The sequence below is a fragment of the uncultured Roseobacter sp. genome (genome assembly GCF_947499265.1).
Taxonomy (GTDB): Bacteria; Pseudomonadota; Alphaproteobacteria; order Rhodobacterales; family Rhodobacteraceae; genus Roseobacter.
The window spans coordinates 74,271-90,724 of record NZ_CANMNK010000003.1 but is presented as its reverse complement, the minus strand read 5'-3'; the positions used below and the strand labels follow the sequence as shown (position 1 = coordinate 90,724).

The window sequence follows — 16,454 nt, the reverse complement described above, 5'->3', positions numbered from 1 at the left end:
GCAGGCATAAAATCCTGCAGATCGTCACAGCCTGTAGCCGCCGTTCACGTTGAGGATCTCACCCGTGATGAACCCCGCCGCGTCTGAGGCCAGAAACCGAACGGCGGCGGCGATGTCCTCAGGCGTGCCCACCCGTCCAAGCGCGGTCATGTCGACAAACACTTTGATCAGGTCGTCCGGTCGTGGACTTTTCGGGCGCTCGGTCGCCCCCGGCGCAACGGCATTAACGCGAATGCCCCGCGGACCCAGTTCCTTGGCCATCGCGCGGGTCCAAGTATTCAGCGCCGCCTTGCTGGCGGAATAGGCGGAGGCGCCTTTGGCAGGCAAAACCGCATTGGTCGAGGAGATATTGATCACCGACGCACCGGGCTGCAAATGTGGTAAGGCTGCCGACAGCAGGGCCATGGGTGCCACCACATTCACGTCGAAAATCAGCTTTGTATCGTCAAATGCCTCGGCATCGTAGGCGTTAGGCACCACCGCTCCGGCATTATTCACCAGCACGTCCAACCGGCCAAACTGCGCCACCGTCTGGTCGATCACATCTTTGGCGTTCTGTGGATCGGACAGATCCGCCTGGATCGCAAAGATGTCGGGCCGCTCCATCAGAAGCGGCCCGGGTTCGGTGGTGTTATATGTGATCGCGACGTCGTGATCCGCCGCCAGATCATGGGCCATCGCGCGTCCAAGACCCCGCGCGGCACCGGTGATCAGTGCCACGCGCATCTGTGTTACGCTGCCTGCGCGAGGTTGCGCAGCACGTAGTGCAGGACGCCGCCGTGTTCGATGTATTCGATCTCGATCGCGGTATCGATCCGGCATTTCAGCGTGATTTCTTTCACGCTGCCGTCGCCCATGGTGATGGTGCAGGGCACTTCCTGCAATGGTTGGATCGTGTCGAGACCGGAGATGGACACGGTTTCTTCGCCCGTCAGACCCAGCGATTTGCGGGTGTCGCCGCCGGTGAACTCGAAGGGGATCACGCCCATGCCTACGAGGTTGGAGCGGTGAATGCGCTCAAAGCTCTCGGCAATCACGGCCTTGACGCCCAGCAACGCCGTGCCCTTCGCCGCCCAGTCGCGGGAGGATCCGGCACCGTATTGTTCACCACCAAAGATGACCAGCGGGGTGCCCGCCTCCTGATAGGCCATCGCCGCATCGTAGATCGAGGTCTGATTGCCATCAGGACCCTTGGTGTAGCCACCTTCCACGCCGTCCAGCATTTCGTTCTTGATGCGGATGTTGGCGAAGGTGCCGCGCATCATCACCTCGTGGTTGCCACGCCGGGAGCCGTAGGAGTTGAACTCGCGTTGCGGCACCTGACGTTCAATCAGGTACTGCCCGGCGGGTGTCGTGTCCTTGAAGGAGCCGGCGGGGGAGATGTGGTCAGTCGTGATCATATCGCCGAGGATCGCGAGCACCGAGGCGTTCTCGATGTTGCTGATCGTGCCGGGCTCCTTGCCCATGCCCTGGAAATAGGGCGGGTTCTGCACATAGGTCGAGGACACCGGCCAGTCATAGACCTTGCTGTCGGTGGTGCTGACGCCCTGCCATTTGTCGTCCCCCTTGAAGACGTCGGCATATTTGGTCTGGAAGGCTTCGCGCGTGACCGTCTGTTCGACCAGTTCGGCCACTTCCTGGCTGGTGGGCCAGATGTCTTTCAGGAAGACGTCGTTGCCGTCCTTGTCGGTGCCAATGGCATCCTCGGCAAGGTTGATGTCGAGCGTGCCCGCCAGCGCATAGGCGACCACCAATGGGGGGGAGGCCAGGTAATTGGCGCGCACGTCCGGGCTGATCCGCCCTTCGAAGTTGCGGTTGCCCGACAGGACGGATGTGGCCACCAGGTCACCCTCGGCGATGGCGTCAGACAGCTCCTTCTGGATAGGGCCGGAGTTGCCGATGCAGGTGGTGCAGCCGTAGCCCACGAGGTTGAACCCGATGCTGTCGAGATCTTCCTGCAGGTTGGCCGCTTCCAGATAGGCTGAGACGACCTGAGACCCCGGCGCCAGCGATGTCTTGACCCAGGGCTTGCGGTTCAGCCCCAACGCCCGCGCTTTGCGCGCCACGAGGCCTGCGCCGATCATCACGTAGGGGTTCGAGGTGTTGGTGCAGGAGGTGATCGAGGCGATCACGACCTTGCCGCTTTCCATCGTGTAGTCTTCGCCCGCGACGGCAACCTCTTTGCCCATCGGGCGCTTGAAGGTTTCTTCCATTTCGCGGCGGAAGGCGGTTTGACCCTGATCCAGCGCCACATAGTCCTGCGGGCGTTTTGGCCCGGAGATCGCCGGGACAATCGTGCCCATGTCGAGGTGCAGCGTATCGGTATAGATAGGTGCATAGTCATCGCCGCGCCAGAACCCGTTTTCCTTGGCGTAGGCTTCGACCAGCGCAATGCGGTCCTCATCCCGGCCGGTGGTGCGCAGGTACCGCAGCGTTTCATTGTCGATGGGGAAGAAGCCGCATGTGGCGCCGTATTCCGGTGCCATGTTGCCGATGGTGGCCCGATCCGCCAGCGGCAGCCGGTCGAGCCCTTCGCCGTAGAACTCCACGAATTTACCGACAACACCCTTGGCGCGCAGCATCTCGACCACTTTCAGCACCAGGTCGGTGCCGGTGGTGCCCTCCATCATCGAGCCCGTCAGCTCAAAGCCGATGACTTCCGGGATCAGCATCGAAATCGGCTGGCCCAGCATCGCGGCTTCCGCCTCGATCCCGCCAACGCCCCAGCCCAGAACGGCGGCGCCATTGACCATGGTGGTGTGGCTGTCGGTACCGACAAGCGTGTCGGGATAGGCAACCTCGGCGCCGTTCTGATCGGTGTCGGTCCAGACGGTTTGCGCGAGGTATTCCAGGTTCACCTGGTGGCAAATGCCGGTGCCGGGGGGCACAACACGGAAATTGTTGAACGCCTTCTGACCCCATTTGAGGAAGGTGTAGCGCTCCATATTTCGTTCATATTCGCGGTCCACGTTCATCTGAAACGCGCGTGGGTTGCCGAATTCGTCGATCATCACCGAGTGGTCGATGACCAGGTCGACCGGGTTCAGCGGGTTGATCTTTTCTGCATCGCCGCCAAGGCTGATGATCGCATCGCGCATCGCCGCCAGATCAACGACCGCTGGCACGCCGGTGAAGTCCTGCAGCAGAACGCGGGCAGGGCGATAGGCAATCTCGCGGGGGTTCTTGCCGCCCTTGCTGGCCCATTCCGCAAAGGCCTTGATGTCGTCGGTCGTGACCGTCTTGCCGTCCTCGAACCGCAGCATGTTTTCCAAAACCACTTTCAACGCAGCAGGCAATTTGGCGAAGTCGCCCAGGCCTGCGGCGGTCGCTGCGGGGATGGAATAATAATCGACGCTTTGGGCGCCAACGCTCAGGGTTTTGCGGGTCTTGGAGGTGTCGTGACCAACGGTAATGGGCATAAGAGGGTTCCTCTGGCTTGAGCTGGATCATCTTTATGGATTGGCCGTTGAATGCCCTAAGGAGCGGGGCAGATCAACTCAATTCGGTGCCGATTCACAGAAATGTATACCATTGTGTACCGTTTTTCGTCAAATGCGCTCTCTATCTCTCAAGAAACCTTGATTGGTCATTACAGGTTGGAGATTCTAATGTGCTCGAACGGCTCAGGTGGCCAGATGAGGAATCACATGAAACGACTGTCGCATCTCTTTGCCGCGCTCTGGTTGATGGCAACTCCGGTTTTTGCGCAAAACTCGCCCGTCGTGGTGGAATTGTTCACCTCGCAGGGGTGTTCTTCTTGCCCGCCCGCGGATGAGTTGCTGCATGCGCTTGCCGATCGGGATGATGTGATCGCGCTGGCGCTGCATGTGGACTATTGGGATTACATCGGCTGGAAAGACGAATTCGCGGACCCCAGAAATGCGGATCGCCAACGGGCCTATGCGACCAAAGCGGGGCGCCGGTCGATCTATACGCCCGAGATGATCGTGAACGGGCTGACGGATATTGTCGGCGCGAAGCCCATGGAAATCTCCAAGGCCATCGCTGTGCACAAGGAATATCCCGCGACCGTGAAAGTCTCCTTGGAGCGCAGCGGCGACGAGGTGCAGATCACGGCGGAAACGCTGCGGCGCGCGACGGGACCAATGCTTGTGCAATTGCTGCGGTACAAACCAAACCGTGAGGCACGGATCACACGAGGCGAGAATGCCGGGCGGACAATTTCCTACGCCAATGTGACGCAGGACTGGAAAGTGCTCGCGGAATGGGATGGCCGCGCGCCGCTGTCGATGTCGGCCATGGCGCCCGGGAAGGATCCGATTGTTGTCTTGATCCAGGCAGAGCAGATGGGCCCTATTCTGGCCGCCGCCCAGCTGAAGTGATCCGACCTTTGGGCGTCACATTCGGGTCCTGGTCGGGTCATCCGTCTCCTGCACACGCATTATTCTTATCGCGCGGGGCAAGCGACCCGCCAAGGGTATGCGCTTACGCGGCCTGATCAATCGTCATCGTTGTCATCGACCACCAACAGCAGATCGCCGGAGGCTTCCATCTCGCGGATCGTGGTGATGATCGTGGACATGGCCTCTTCGACCTCTGCGGGTTTTACTTTCTCCAGTTCTTCGACTTCTTCGCGGAGCTGATCGGCCATGCGGCCCGACATGTTTTCCAGAATAAAATCCGCCGAAGGTTTCACGCCTGCGGCCTCGGCCCCTGCCAATGCAATCAACAGCACTTCCTGTTCCAGCTCGCGCACGACACGTGGAATGTCGCGGGGCGCGATCCGTTTCGGGATATTGGCGAAGGTAAAGATTGCCTTGCGCACAAGATCGGCAAAGCCCGCATCCGTTTCATCCAGACCTTCGAGCACGTCGTCGCGGGTGATAGAGGTTGTCGAGTTCAGAATAGCGCCGACACGTTCGACAGGGCCGTCGTCGAAAGCCTGCAGTGGCTCCGCATCCAGCTGCGCTGCGAGGGACAGACCGATGCGATCAACCGCATCCGGCGTGACCGCGCTGGTTTGTGAAACGGCATAGGTGATACGCCGCGCCTGTGGGCCGGGCAGTTTCCCCAAGAGCTCCGCGGCGCGCGCAACGTCAATTTTCGATAGTAGAACCGCAGCCACCTCGATGCTTTCATTCTCCAGAATGGGCAATAGTTTTTCGACGCCCATATCCTTCAGGCGCGCCCAGGGGTCACCATATTGGCGCACTCCAGCCTCCTTGCGCAGCCTTGCGGCGGTTTGTTTGGAGATCCGGCCATCCAGCGAATCAAGTGCGCCCGCGATGCCACCGGGAAAGGACAGGCCGATGCTGTCCAACTCGTCGGCGAATTCGGAAACGACGCTGGAGAGTGTGTTCCGGTCCACCAGACGCATGGAGCCCATTTGCTTGGTCAGCTGTGCCTGCAGATCTTCCGGCAGGTCTTCCAAAGGAATGTCAGCCCCTTCATTCAGCAAAAGCCGCACAACAATCGCCGCTTTTGCGCGACGGGTGAGGGTTGCAGGGGTACTTCCTCCCGCGCCCGGCAGGGCCGGGAACGGCGCCATTGGAACCATATCTGTCATCTTTATCCGCCTTGGTAGAAGTTGCTCCTATCCTTGGCAGATAAAGGTAAACATTGGCTGAAATCAGTAGCTGTAAGTTGTGCCTGTCTCGATGGCTTTGCGCAGCGACGCCTCTGACCACGAACCGGCACCGCCATGTTCCTGAATGGCGCGCAACTGCACCAAGGCCCCGGCCATATCGCCGGCCTCGACCAACCCTTGACCCATGTAGGAGCGCGCAAGAATGTTCCCGGGGTCCTGCGCGATGGCCTGTTCGTAAAACATGTTGCCAAGCTCGACATTGCCCAGTTTCCGGTGGGTGAACCCCATGTAGGTCAAGCGGCCCGGATCATCCTTGTCCATTGCGTCCAAGACAGTCTGCGCGTCGTGATAGCGCCCGGCATAGGCCATGTGGCGCACGGTCTGATAAAGCTGCTCGCGTTCCAGGCTACTTTCCTGCGGATTGACACATGTCTTGGTCTTCTTGTCATAGACCTGCGCCCCTTTGCAGGACACGGCAGGTTTGCTGGGCGGCTCGTCATTGCCGCCTGCGGCCAGCACTGTGGTTGGAAAAAGCAGGGCTGCCCCCAGTAAAATCCGCATCATTGCGAAACTCCTCAATCAAATACACATTGTATGGGGGTAACGGTTCAGCCCGCGGTTTTATTCAATCACAGGCGCGTGATTGAATAAAACTCGGTCAGGCTCAGCTGTTTACGCTGGTGACACAGGTCCCGGTCTGGGCGTCATATGCGGTGCCCGGCGCACAGGACATCGTTGTTTGCTTGTCGTAACTACACCCGGCAGCAAAGCTCACTGCGGGGAGAATTGTGAGGGCCACCGCGGCGGCCAAAGTCTTGATCGTCATTGCGGGTCTCCTTGGTTGATGCCTTCAAGGTAGCAGCGCGCAGCCTCCGGTCAACAAAAATGACATAATGCGCCGTGTCTGATGCCTGCGTCGCCTAGTCCTTGAACACCCGTTTGAAGATCGTATCGACATGTTTGGTGTGATAGCCGATGTCGAATTTTTCGTCGATCTCCTCGGCGCTGAGGGCGGCGAGCACGTCCTGATCCCCCAGAAGTTCGGTTTTGAAATCCTTGCCGTCTTCCCAGACCTTCATCGCGTTGCGTTGCACCAGCTTATAGGCATCTTCGCGGCTGACACCGGCCTGGGTCAGCGCCAGCAGCACCCGCTGGCTCATCACCAGCCCGCGGAACTTGTTCATATTGGCCAGCATGTTGTCGGGGTAGATCACCAGCTTGTCGACCACGGAGGTCAGGCGTGCCAGCGCGAAATCCAGCGTGATCGTGGTGTCGGGGCCGATGTTGCGCTCCACCGAGCTGTGCGAGATGTCGCGCTCGTGCCAAAGTGCTACGTTTTCCATCGCGGGGACGACGGCCATGCGCACCAGGCGCGCAAGACCGGTGAGGTTTTCGGTCAGCACCGGGTTGCGCTTGTGTGGCATCGCAGAGGAGCCTTTCTGCCCGGCGGAAAAGAACTCCTCGGCCTCCAGAACCTCGGTGCGCTGCATGTGGCGGATTTCGGTCGCGATGTTTTCGATGGAACTGCCAACGACGCCGAGCGCTGCAAAGAAGGCCGCGTGGCGGTCGCGTGGGATCACTTGCGTGCTGATCGGTTCGGGTGCCAGTCCCAGCTTGGCGCAGACGTGCTCTTCGACCGCCGGATCGATATTGGCGAAAGTGCCGACAGCGCCGGAAATGGCCCCCGTCGCAATCTCGTAACGGGCTTTTTCCAGACGGTTCAGGTTGCGGTCCATCTCCGCGTAAAAGCGCGCAAACGTCAGACCCATGGTGGTGGGTTCGGCATGGATGCCGTGACTGCGCCCGATCCGCACCGTGTCCTTATGCTCCAGCGCGCGACGTTTCAGGGCGGCGAGCAACGCCTTCACATCCGCGATCAGAATGTCGGAGGCGCGCACCAGTTGCACGTTAAAACAGGTGTCGAGCACATCTGAGGAGGTCATGCCCTGATGCACAAAGCGCGCCTCGTCGCTGCCCACATGTTCTGCCAGATGGGTGAGAAAGGCGATGACGTCATGTTTGGTCACGGCCTCGATCTCGTCAATGCGGGCGACATCGAATTCCACATCCTTAGCCTTCCAGACGGCCTCGGCATTCTCGCGGGGTATCACGCCCAGATCGGCCATGGCGTCACAAGCATGGGCCTCGATCTCGTACCAGATGCGGAATTTCGTGGCGGGGGACCAGATGGCAACCATGTCGGGACGGGAATAGCGGGGGATCATCAGCGCACCTTTTTCGCGTTTGTCTTGGGCATGCCGCGCTCTTAAACTGCGGGGGCAGGGACCACAAGGCAGGAGCCGGTGAAATGAGAGTATTGATGGCGACCGCATTGGTGTTTTGCCCGGTCTGCGCCGCGGCAGAGGATTGGGTGCCGATGAGCGGGGAGGAGATCCGCGCAGCGCTTACAGACCGCAAGTTGCAGTATGCCAACGCCTGGCAGGATTTTCGTGTGTCAGGTCGGACGCTCTATAATGCAGGGGCCGACAGCTGGGGGTATTGGCGGGTGGAAGGCGATCAGTATTGCAGCCAATGGCCGCCCTCGGACCTCTGGGCCTGCTATGGCATGGCGCGGTCGGGTGACCGGTTGCGTTTCATCGGGCAGGGTGATGACATCACAGATGCGGTCTATGCCGACTGAGGTGCGCGCCCGTGTCCTGGCGGATTTCGAAGGCACTTGGGACCTGACCCGGCAGATTACCCACGCCGATGGGACCCGAGCGCATTTTGAAGGCCAGGCCGTCTGGGTGCCTGATGGTCAGGGCCTGCGTTACACGGAAACGGGCAAGCTGCAGTTGGCGCAGGGCCCTTCGCTGCAGGCGGAACGGCGGTATCAGTGGCGGCCCGATCTGGAGGTCTATTTCGAGGACGGGCGGTTTTTTCACCGGGTGCCGGAGTTCGGCGGTGGGGCAGAGCATTGGTGTGATCCAGATACCTACAAGGTGACCTATGATTTTGCCCACTGGCCTGCCTTCACCGCCGTGTGGCGGGTGGCCGGGCCGCGGAAATCCTACACCCTGCACAGCCAATACAGCCGCCGTTAGCGCAAGAGGTCTTGCGCTGATGCTGCGGCTGCGGCATTCAGGGGGGCAAGATTTCTCAACAGGAGACACAAATCCATGCAACTGTCCGCCTCTCATTCCGTTCTGGCAGAGACCTTCGGGCCCACAACCGGCACCGCGCGGCGCATCAAACAGGCCGTTCTGGTTGTTTTGGGCATCACGCTGCTGGCCGTGGCCGCGAACATCAAAGTGCCGGTGCCGGGTTCGCCCGTCCTGATGAATATGGGGACCTTTGCGGTGCTGACCATCGGTGCGGCCTATGGCGCGCGGCTCGGTCTGACGACCATTCTGGGCTATATGATCATCGGGGCGCTGGGATTTGACATCTTTCAAAGCTCGACCGCGGATCTGAATGGCATTGAATACATGATGGGTGGCACTGGCGGGTATCTCGTCGGATACGTGATGGCGACGGTGGTGCTGGGCGCGCTGGCGCAGCGCGGCTGGGACCGCTCCATGGTCTGGATGGCGCTGGCAATGCTGATCGGCAACGTGCTGCTTTATGTGCCGGGTTTGCTGTGGCTGGGTCAGCTTTATGGCTGGGACAAACCCATTCTGGCCTGGGGCCTCACGCCCTTCCTGCTGGGGGATGCGCTGAAACTGGCGCTGGCCGCCGTGCTGTTGCCGCTGGTCTGGAAACTGGTGGGTGACGCCCGCAGCTGATCTGAGCGCAGGTCAGGTAAAAGGAGAGGCGCAGCCAAAAGCTGCGCCTCATTCTGTTTTAAGGGGCCTGTTGCGGCGTGAGCCCGTTATTCTGCCAGTTCAGTGATGACGGTAGAGCTGCGCTCCAGCGTACGGTGCACCGGGCATTTGTCGGCAATCTCCAGCAGCCTGGCGCGTTGTTCCTGGCTGAGCTTGCCGGCGAGCGATATGCGCCGCCGCCAGGTGTCGATCTTTTCGCCCACGGCGGTTTCCGCGTCCTGCGCATGCACCTTGTTGTGGTTCACATCGACCGAGACATGATCCAATGGCCAGCCCTTGCGCCGCGCGTACATGCGGATGGTCATGGAGGTACAGGCGCCCAATCCGGCCGAGAGAAACCCATAGGGGCTGAGCCCCTTGTTGGTGCCGCCATAGGCCAGCGGTTCATCCGCCAGCAGGTGATGCCCGTCCGAGGAGGTGATATCGGTGAGATAACCGTTCTTATCCGCTTCCGAGACCCGCAGGACCCCCTCCGGCGCACCGGGCGGCGGGGCAGGTGGGGCCAGGGCGATATAGCGTCGCGCCCAGGTGGCAATCACATCGGCGGCATATTCCGCATCCTCGGCGCGGGTGATCAGATGATCGGCGCTATCCAGAGTGACAAAGCTCTTGGGGTGCTTGGCGGCGAGGAAGATCTGGCTCGCGTTATCGATGGATACGATTTCGTCACGTGGCGCATGCAGGACCAGCAGCGCGGCATTGAGCGAGCCGATTGATGGCGTGAGCTGGCCCTTCGCAACATCCTCGATAAAGCCCTTGCCAATACGGAAAGGGCGCCCGCCCAGCGACACCTCTGCGACGCCATTGGAAATAATCTCCGGCAGCGCATCTGCGAAGTTGTGGGTCACATGTTCCGGGTCGAAGGGCGCGCCAAGTGTCGCGACAGCCTTGATGTTATCCAAGGCCGCAGCCGCCTTGAGCACGGCCGCGCCCCCCAGAGAATGCCCGATGATCAGCGAGGACGTCATCGCGCGGCTTTCCAGGTATGCGTTGGCCGCGATCAGATCGTCGACATTGGAGGTGAAGGAGGTGTTTGAAAACTCGCCCCCCGAATGCCCCAAGCCGGTGAAATCAAACCGCAATACCGCGATGCCAATGGCGGAGAGACGCGCGGCAATGCGGCGTGCGGCAGGGATGTCCTTGCCGCAGGTGAAGCAATGCGCAAAAACTGCCGTGGCCAGATGTGGGCCCTCCGGCAGATCCAACCGGGCAGCAAGCTGCGACCCATCATGTCCGGAAAATGTAATACGTTCTGTGGGCATTGCGGCGCTCCTTCGACTGTCAGAGTGGGGCGCAGAACCGCCGGTAGCAAGGTCTGTGACAGCCACATCACGCGGAGGTGACGACCTGAGCGGAGAACTTGCCTCCTCCAACAAAAAACGCGCCCGACGAGGAGCGCGTTTTTCAAATCATGCGGTGAGTAGCTGCGTTCAGGCCGCTTTGCGGGCCTTGCGCCGTGCGGCGACACCGAAGCCACCCATCGCACCCATCAGCAGAAGCGCGGAGGCAGGCAGCGGCACCGCTGGCACGCCATCACCCTCAACGAAGAGTTTGGAGGGGTTCCCGTTTGCCGCAGCGTAGATCAGGTTAAACTCGCCACCGGTGAAGTTGATGGTGCCGGTCTTTGGCGTTGTGCGCACACCTGTTGGGTTCGCAAAGCCAATCAACTCTTCACCGTCGTCATAGATGGTGAAGCCGTCGTCATGGGTCACCGATGTGTCAAAAGCGTTGGCGTAGACTTCGGTGAAGGAAAACAGCGTGGTGGTCTGGAACTTTGGGTTGCTCAGGCGCAGACCGGCAACGCCCGCGTCCAGGCCGCTGACCGTACCGGCGCTCAGCGAGCCGAGAAAGTCGGAGATGGTTTCCAGATCAAGATCCCGGGGGAAGTTGTCGACGAAAAAGTCGAGCGCGCCATTGTACACAAACGTGTCTTTATGCGTGTCGTTTGCCGCTGCGAAACGCGCGTCAAAGTTTTCGCGGTTGGCGCGGGCGCCTTTGCCGGAACCACCGGCGTTGAAGTTGACAACCTGCACTTCAAAGATGCCCGACAGCGTCGCTGCCTGAGCCTGTGTGGCATATGTTGTGAGGGAAAGCGCAGCCGCAGCCGCGAGGGCGATAAGTTTCAAAGTCGTGTCTCCAACTTGTTACCGTGCGACCATCTGAAAGGCCGGTCCGAATGAACATGACCCGGACATGACAAAGGTGCTTTTCACGAACCGGAAATTAGAATTTAAATACAATGATGGTGGTCGGGGAGGAAAGGGGAATTTACAGGATCCGGGTGCAAATCTGTCGCTTTCACCTCTTGCGTGAACAGTGTTCTCGTCGCGGGTGAATTGTCTTCGCGCAGCGCGGGAAATTAACTTTGTTGCACCGGGTCGCAGGCCCGATTTTGCGAATCAGCGAAGCGCCTGATCCGTCATTCGCCCATGAGAAACGGATCAAATGGATATGTTGTCAGGTTCTCAAACCCGTCTTCGGTGATCAGGACCTGATCTTCGAGTTTGATGGAAAAATCGCCACCCTCCTCAGACACCAGGGCCTCGACGCAAAGGCACATGCCTGGCTCCAGCGGATAATCATAGGCCCCCGCGACCGCGTGATCGGGATAGGCAACGAGGGGCCATTCGTCACACAGACCCACCCCATGCATCAGACAGCCGTATTTCAATTTCTGAAACTTTGCGTCCAGCACATGTGTTCCCGCCGAGAGCTCCGGGATCATGACGCCGGGTTTGAGCATCTGCATATTGGTCATGATGTGCTCAACCCCGTGCTGCATCGCATAGATCATGTCAGGGCGGGGGCGGTCGGGGCCAATCCACCAGCTGCGGGAAATATCGGTGCAGATGCCGTAAGCACCCACCAGATCGGTGTCGAAGCTGATGATCTCGTTGGGCTGGCAGATGCGCGGGCCGCATTCCTGAAACCACGGATTGGTGCGGGGGCCGGACGACAGCAGCCGAGTTTCGATCCACTCGCCGCCGCGTCGGACGTTTTCGGCATGCAGGATGGCCCAGATGTCATCCTCGCAGGTCTTGCCATCGCCGACATTGGCGCGTGCGAAATCTTCCATCAGGCGCACAGCGGTTTCGCAGGCATGTGAGGAACACCGCATCGCCTTGATCTCATCCGGGCCTTTGATGCTGCGGGATTTTTCGGTGACTTCTTCGCCGTCCATCACCTCGAACCCCTGGGCTTCGAGGCTGCGCAGCCCATGCAGCATGACCTTGTCGACCGCAAGGCGGCGATGACCGGGCGCATGTCCGGCGAGCAACACGCGCACCTCATTGGCAAAGATGTCAGCCGCCACATCGACCTTGTCGCCCCGGTCGAAATAGAACAGATCGGCCCCGGAGCGCTGTTCGCGCACCAGCGGATTGAATTCGCTCAGGAAGGGCGAATTCTTGTAATCCCACATCACCATATAGCCGTCGGCGCAGAGGAGCACTGCGCGAAACGGATTGTGGGTGTTCCACAGCTGCATATTGGTGCTGTCGGTGGCGTAGCGGATGTTCAGCGGGTCGGTCATCAGCAGACCGGCATAGCCGCGATCAACGATATGTTGCGTCAGGCGGGCGTGCCGATAGGCGCGCATGGCGGCAAGGTTGGGCAGCTCCAGCCCGGCCGCGGCCCATTCGGTAAAAGCCAGCTGTGTCGGACCAATCTCCACGCGGTCCATGTCGTTCGGGCTGCCATCGCCCAGCGTTGCCCCGCGCGCCGGATCGATCTTGCGTGTGTCGCGGTAATGCTGGTTCATCGATGCCTCCCTGCGCTGTCTTGCCTAAATCTTGTGCGGAATCGCAGCGTCAGGTTTGCTCGAATGCGACACACCAGTGCGTCGTTTTTTGAAGACAACATCCCCGGTGAGGGCTAAATGCCCGTCATGACGGAGATTTTGCAGGATCATATGCCACGCGATATGGTGGATGCGCGCGCCTTGCCCGGCGTCCAGCCGTTGGATCCGACGGCCTGGTTGCGGGTGGATGAGGCCTATGCCGCACAAATGGCGCACCGGCGGCATTTGATCGCAACCCGGCGCGCCGATGTTTATTGGCAGGATCCAACCGCCGCCGATGCCGCGCGCGAGGTGTTGTCGGAAGCGCTGAAGCATCTGCCAGCCTTGGGGTTCGAGGTGTCGGGGCAGATGTGTCGTTGCCCTGATGGTGCGGTGGTCGATCTGGCAGGCGATGCGCCTCTGCTCGCGCTTGGGCAAATCCTGCAGGAGGACATCTGCCTGATGGAAAAGCGCAGAGATGCCCATGTGCTGAACGCTGCGATCTTATGTTTTCCGGCCAGCTGGCGGCTGCGCGAGAAAGTCGGGCGGCCGCTGATCGCCATCCATGACACGGTTGCTGAATACGATGACGCCATCGCGCGCCGGGTGCAGCGGCTCTTTGACGGGGTGCAGGTGGGGCGGCCGCTCTGGCGGTACAACAGGCTCTGGTACGACGATCCAGAACTGTTTCAGCCGCGGTCCGCCTCCGAACCCCGCCGCCTCGCGCCGGGGCAGGCGGAGGCCGCGTATCAGCGCGCCGAGCGCCAAAGCCTCGTCAGGTTGCCGCAGACCGGCGCTGTCGTCTTTTCCATCCACACCTATGTGGTGAAACGCTCAGCTGAGTAGCGCCAGATCCGTGGTATTCATCCGCCGGCGTGTGGGCATCTGCTGGGCGTCCTCCCCGGCAATCGTCAGCGCCGCGTCCTTGTAGAACTTGTCGTTGTCAAACCACCACTGATGCGAAAACGCGGTCGTACGATCCTGCAAAATGACATCCTGCAGGTATTGTTCATGGCTGTAGACATCCACGTGGTTCTTGTCGATGACCTGCGGCATCCCGCTGCGGCCAACGCGTTTTTGCAGGCCATTTCCGATCACGGCGGGAAGATTAAGAACCTGATCCAACTGGCTGAAATAATTTGTAAATCTGTTGCTGCGATGCGCGAGCAACAGCGATCCCCAGGCCCCGCGCGCAAACCATCTGGCATCCGCATCGCCTGAGACAAACATGATCTGGTTGAGCTTCCACACGCCTGATCCGGGGCTGGCCGCATCGCCGAAATCAGAGAGCGCGCGCAGGGTCAGATAGGCACCCATCGAATGGGCGATCAGGTTGATTTTCGTCGCGTTGGAGCGGGTGGTGAGCGGAATGATCCCGTCTTCGACCAGACATTGAGCCGTAGCCTTGGCATTCCGCTTGTCGTTGTCATAGGCCAGCACGTTGCCCTCGCTGGGCCAGTCAAAGGCGACGACCGCACCACGATACCCCTGAGCGCGCAGTCCGTTTTTGATCTTGTCGAAGCGGCGCAGCATGTCCAACTGATCATTGTTGAAGCCGTGGACAAAGATCGTCACCTCATCCGTTTCAGCCTCGGCATGCACCTGATCGAGCCAATCCTTCTGGCTGATGATGCCGCCGCTCCATGTGCCATCGGCGTCCGGGCCCTCCGTGATCCTGACATAGCGGGTGAGTTGCGCCGGGTTATTGGTAAATTTCGTCTTGGAAGCATTATACGTGCGGCGCGAGAAAAACAGCGTCATAGGGACGTCTCCAAAATTGATACATAAAATAAAATCGAATAATGCACTAAAAAGTTGAAATCTCAAACTGTTCGATGTCGGCGTGAGGCGGAAATTAAAAAAGGCGCCCGTAAAGGGCGCCTTTGGTGTCGTCAATTTCGGCTCAGGCGCAAAGGCGCCTTGAGAGATCAGCAGCTGTAGTACATGGCGAACTCGACCGGGTGCGGCGTGTGTTCGTACTGCTCAATCTCTTCCATTTTCAGGTCGATATAGCCTTCGATCTGATCCTTGGTGAAGACGTCGCCCTTGAGCAGGAAGTCATGGTCTGCCGTCAAGGCTTCCATCGCCTCGCGCAGCGAGCCACAGACGGTTGGGATACCTTCGAGCTCTTCCGCAGGAAGATCATAGAGGTTCTTGTCCATCGCCTCGCCGGGATCAATCTTGTTCTCGATGCCGTCGATGCCCGCCATCAGCAGCGCCGCAAACGCGAGATAGGGGTTCGCGGACGGATCCGGGAAACGTGCCTCAACGCGCTTGGCTTTGGGGCTTTCGGTCCATGGGATCCGAACACAGCCCGACCGGTTACGCGCGGAATAGGCGCGCAGCACCGGCGCTTCAAAGCCCGGGATCAGGCGCTTGTAGCTGTTGGTGCCGGGGTTGGTGAAGGCGTTCAGCGTCTTGGCGTGCTTGAGAATGCCACCGATGTAATAGAGCGCTTCCTGGCTAAGGTCGGCGTATTTGTCGCCGGCAAAGACGGGCTTGCCATCTTTCCAGATCGACATGTTCACGTGCATGCCGGTGCCGTTGTCGCCCGCGATGGGTTTCGGCATGAAGGTCGCCGATTTGCCATAGGCGTGGGCCACGTTGTGGATCACGTATTTATACTTCTGCAGCTCATCCGCCTGTTTTGTCAGCGAGGAGAAGATCAGACCCAGCTCGTGCTGACAGGACGCCACCTCGTGGTGGTGCTTGTCCACCTTCATGCCCAAACGTTTCATGGTCGAGAGCATCTCGGAGCGCAGATCCTGGGATTCGTCGATCGGGTTCACCGGGAAATACCCGCCCTTGACGCCCGGACGGTGGCCCATGTTGCCCATCTCGTAATCGGTGTCGGTGTTCCAGGAGCCATCAACCGCGTCCACTTCGTAGGACACTTTGTTGATCGTGTTGGAATAGCGCACGTTATCAAACAGGAAGAATTCCGCTTCCGGGCCCATATAGGCCACATCACCGATACCCGTGGATTTCAGGTATTCTTCAGCCTTTTGGGCGGTACCACGCGGGTCGCGCTCGTAGGCTTCGCCGGTGTCCGGCTCCACGACGGAGCAATGCAGACACACGGTTTTCTCTGCGTAGAACGGATCGACGTAGGCGCTATCGGTGTCCGGCATCAGCTTCATGTCGGAGGCTTCGATGGATTTCCAACCTTCAATGGAGGAACCATCGAACATGAACCCTTCTTCGAGGAAATCCTCGTCCACCTGATCAGACATCACGGTCACGTGCTGCAGTTTCCCGCGCGGGTCCGTGAAGCGGATGTCGACGTATTCCACGTCCTCATCCTTGATCATCTTCAGCAATTCTTGGCTCATTCTCGTGTATCCCTTGTTGTTGGAATGATAAT

16 protein-coding genes are annotated in these 16,454 nt (G+C 59.8%); 5 read left to right on the top strand and 11 right to left on the bottom strand.

Going from position 1 to position 16,454, the window contains the following annotated elements; all coding sequences use genetic code 11:
* Nucleotides 1-24: 24 nt before the first annotated feature.
* Entirely contained in the window at nt 25-726 is a 702-nt protein-coding gene (locus Q1A63_RS08560) for an SDR family oxidoreductase (RefSeq protein ID WP_299631220.1), read from the bottom strand.
* Between the two features lie 5 nt (nt 727-731).
* On the bottom strand, nt 732-3,419 hold the full coding sequence (acnA, locus tag Q1A63_RS08555) for an aconitate hydratase AcnA (RefSeq protein WP_298971371.1): 2,688 nt from the start codon (nt 3,417-3,419) through the stop codon (nt 732-734).
* Nucleotides 3,420-3,647: 228 nt separating this feature from the next.
* On the opposite strand from acnA, the gene Q1A63_RS08550 reads away from it, so the two are divergent.
* On the top strand, nt 3,648-4,343 hold the full coding sequence (locus Q1A63_RS08550) for a thioredoxin family protein (RefSeq protein ID WP_298971372.1): 696 nt from the start codon (nt 3,648-3,650) through the stop codon (nt 4,341-4,343).
* A 116-nt stretch (nt 4,344-4,459) separates the two neighbouring features.
* Here Q1A63_RS08550 and Q1A63_RS08545 read toward each other — a convergent pair whose 3' ends face one another.
* From Q1A63_RS08545 to purB, 4 genes are all read right to left on the bottom strand, one after another.
* A complete protein-coding gene (locus Q1A63_RS08545) occupies nt 4,460-5,518 on the bottom strand; it encodes a FliG C-terminal domain-containing protein (RefSeq protein ID WP_298971620.1) in 1,059 nt (352 codons plus the stop codon).
* A gap of 72 nt (nt 5,519-5,590) precedes the next feature.
* Complete coding sequence (locus Q1A63_RS08540) at nt 5,591-6,112, bottom strand: hypothetical protein (protein WP_366524302.1); 522 nt, start codon at nt 6,110-6,112, stop codon at nt 5,591-5,593.
* Between the two features lie 100 nt (nt 6,113-6,212).
* Nucleotides 6,213-6,374: a chitin binding peritrophin-A domain-containing protein gene (locus tag Q1A63_RS08535; protein WP_298971374.1), complete on the bottom strand. Its 162-nt coding sequence runs from the start codon at nt 6,372-6,374 to the stop codon at nt 6,213-6,215.
* Between the two features lie 94 nt (nt 6,375-6,468).
* Nucleotides 6,469-7,773 (bottom strand): adenylosuccinate lyase, encoded by a 1,305-nt coding sequence (gene purB, locus Q1A63_RS08530; RefSeq protein WP_298971376.1) that lies wholly within the window; start codon nt 7,771-7,773, stop codon nt 6,469-6,471.
* Between the two features lie 83 nt (nt 7,774-7,856).
* Here purB and Q1A63_RS08525 point away from each other — a divergent pair, with 83 nt between their 5' ends.
* The 3 genes from Q1A63_RS08525 (at nt 7,857) to Q1A63_RS08515 (ending at nt 9,273) form a co-directional block, all read left to right on the top strand.
* The gene (locus tag Q1A63_RS08525; protein ID WP_299631217.1) at nt 7,857-8,189 is read left to right on the top strand and encodes a hypothetical protein; all 333 of its coding nucleotides are present in this window, start codon (nt 7,857-7,859) and stop codon (nt 8,187-8,189) included.
* Entirely contained in the window at nt 8,179-8,592 is a 414-nt protein-coding gene (locus tag Q1A63_RS08520; protein ID WP_299631215.1) for a DUF6314 family protein, read from the top strand. Before Q1A63_RS08525 ends, Q1A63_RS08520 begins: the two co-directional genes overlap by 11 nt.
* A gap of 75 nt (nt 8,593-8,667) precedes the next feature.
* Nucleotides 8,668-9,273 (top strand): biotin transporter BioY, encoded by a 606-nt coding sequence (locus Q1A63_RS08515; RefSeq protein WP_299631213.1) that lies wholly within the window; start codon nt 8,668-8,670, stop codon nt 9,271-9,273.
* Between the two features lie 86 nt (nt 9,274-9,359).
* On the opposite strand, the gene Q1A63_RS08510 is transcribed toward Q1A63_RS08515, so the two are convergent.
* The 3 genes from Q1A63_RS08510 to dddP form a co-directional block, all read right to left on the bottom strand.
* Nucleotides 9,360-10,574 (bottom strand): bifunctional alpha/beta hydrolase/OsmC family protein, encoded by a 1,215-nt coding sequence (locus Q1A63_RS08510; RefSeq protein WP_298971383.1) that lies wholly within the window; start codon nt 10,572-10,574, stop codon nt 9,360-9,362.
* A 168-nt stretch (nt 10,575-10,742) separates the two neighbouring features.
* Nucleotides 10,743-11,438, bottom strand: coding sequence for a VPLPA-CTERM sorting domain-containing protein (locus Q1A63_RS08505; protein ID WP_298971385.1), 696 nt, complete (start codon nt 11,436-11,438; stop codon nt 10,743-10,745).
* Nucleotides 11,439-11,731: 293 nt separating this feature from the next.
* Nucleotides 11,732-13,072 (bottom strand): dimethylsulfonioproprionate lyase DddP, encoded by a 1,341-nt coding sequence (dddP, locus tag Q1A63_RS08500; RefSeq protein ID WP_298971387.1) that lies wholly within the window; start codon nt 13,070-13,072, stop codon nt 11,732-11,734.
* Nucleotides 13,073-13,189: 117 nt separating this feature from the next.
* Between dddP and Q1A63_RS08495 the strand changes: the two genes are divergently transcribed.
* Nucleotides 13,190-13,936 carry a DUF3445 domain-containing protein gene (locus Q1A63_RS08495; protein WP_366524301.1) on the top strand — a complete coding sequence of 249 codons (747 nt, stop codon included), beginning with the start codon at nt 13,190-13,192 and terminating at the stop codon, nt 13,934-13,936.
* Here Q1A63_RS08495 and Q1A63_RS08490 read toward each other — a convergent pair.
* Both Q1A63_RS08490 and glnA read right to left on the bottom strand, forming a co-directional pair.
* A complete protein-coding gene (locus Q1A63_RS08490) occupies nt 13,925-14,851 on the bottom strand; it encodes an alpha/beta fold hydrolase (RefSeq protein WP_299631211.1) in 927 nt (308 codons plus the stop codon). The two genes, Q1A63_RS08495 and Q1A63_RS08490, sit on opposite strands and share 12 nt — an antisense overlap.
* 167 nt (nt 14,852-15,018) lie before the next feature.
* On the bottom strand, nt 15,019-16,422 hold the full coding sequence (glnA, locus tag Q1A63_RS08485) for a type I glutamate--ammonia ligase (RefSeq protein WP_298971390.1): 1,404 nt from the start codon (nt 16,420-16,422) through the stop codon (nt 15,019-15,021).
* Nucleotides 16,423-16,454 lie beyond the last annotated feature (32 nt).

What these genes read in the sequence shown, in the direction of transcription:
- Q1A63_RS08560 (WP_299631220.1), bottom strand. Translation starts at nt 726, where the DNA reads ATGCGCGTGGCACTGATCACCGGTGCCGCGCGGGGTCTTGGACGCGCG.
- acnA (WP_298971371.1), bottom strand. Translation starts at nt 3,419, where the DNA reads ATGCCCATTACCGTTGGTCACGACACCTCCAAGACCCGCAAAACCCTG.
- Q1A63_RS08550 (WP_298971372.1), top strand. Translation starts at nt 3,648, where the DNA reads ATGAAACGACTGTCGCATCTCTTTGCCGCGCTCTGGTTGATGGCAACT.
- Q1A63_RS08545 (WP_298971620.1), bottom strand. Translation starts at nt 5,518, where the DNA reads ATGGTTCCAATGGCGCCGTTCCCGGCCCTGCCGGGCGCGGGAGGAAGT.
- Q1A63_RS08540 (WP_366524302.1), bottom strand. Translation starts at nt 6,112, where the DNA reads ATGATGCGGATTTTACTGGGGGCAGCCCTGCTTTTTCCAACCACAGTG.
- Q1A63_RS08535 (WP_298971374.1), bottom strand. Translation starts at nt 6,374, where the DNA reads ATGACGATCAAGACTTTGGCCGCCGCGGTGGCCCTCACAATTCTCCCC.
- purB (WP_298971376.1), bottom strand. Translation starts at nt 7,773, where the DNA reads ATGATCCCCCGCTATTCCCGTCCCGACATGGTTGCCATCTGGTCCCCC.
- Q1A63_RS08525 (WP_299631217.1), top strand. Translation starts at nt 7,857, where the DNA reads ATGAGAGTATTGATGGCGACCGCATTGGTGTTTTGCCCGGTCTGCGCC.
- Q1A63_RS08520 (WP_299631215.1), top strand. Translation starts at nt 8,179, where the DNA reads ATGCCGACTGAGGTGCGCGCCCGTGTCCTGGCGGATTTCGAAGGCACT.
- Q1A63_RS08515 (WP_299631213.1), top strand. Translation starts at nt 8,668, where the DNA reads ATGCAACTGTCCGCCTCTCATTCCGTTCTGGCAGAGACCTTCGGGCCC.
- Q1A63_RS08510 (WP_298971383.1), bottom strand. Translation starts at nt 10,574, where the DNA reads ATGCCCACAGAACGTATTACATTTTCCGGACATGATGGGTCGCAGCTT.
- dddP (WP_298971387.1), bottom strand. Translation starts at nt 13,072, where the DNA reads ATGAACCAGCATTACCGCGACACACGCAAGATCGATCCGGCGCGCGGG.
- Q1A63_RS08495 (WP_366524301.1), top strand. Translation starts at nt 13,190, where the DNA reads ATGCCCGTCATGACGGAGATTTTGCAGGATCATATGCCACGCGATATG.
- Q1A63_RS08490 (WP_299631211.1), bottom strand. Translation starts at nt 14,851, where the DNA reads ATGACGCTGTTTTTCTCGCGCCGCACGTATAATGCTTCCAAGACGAAA.
- glnA (WP_298971390.1), bottom strand. Translation starts at nt 16,422, where the DNA reads ATGAGCCAAGAATTGCTGAAGATGATCAAGGATGAGGACGTGGAATAC.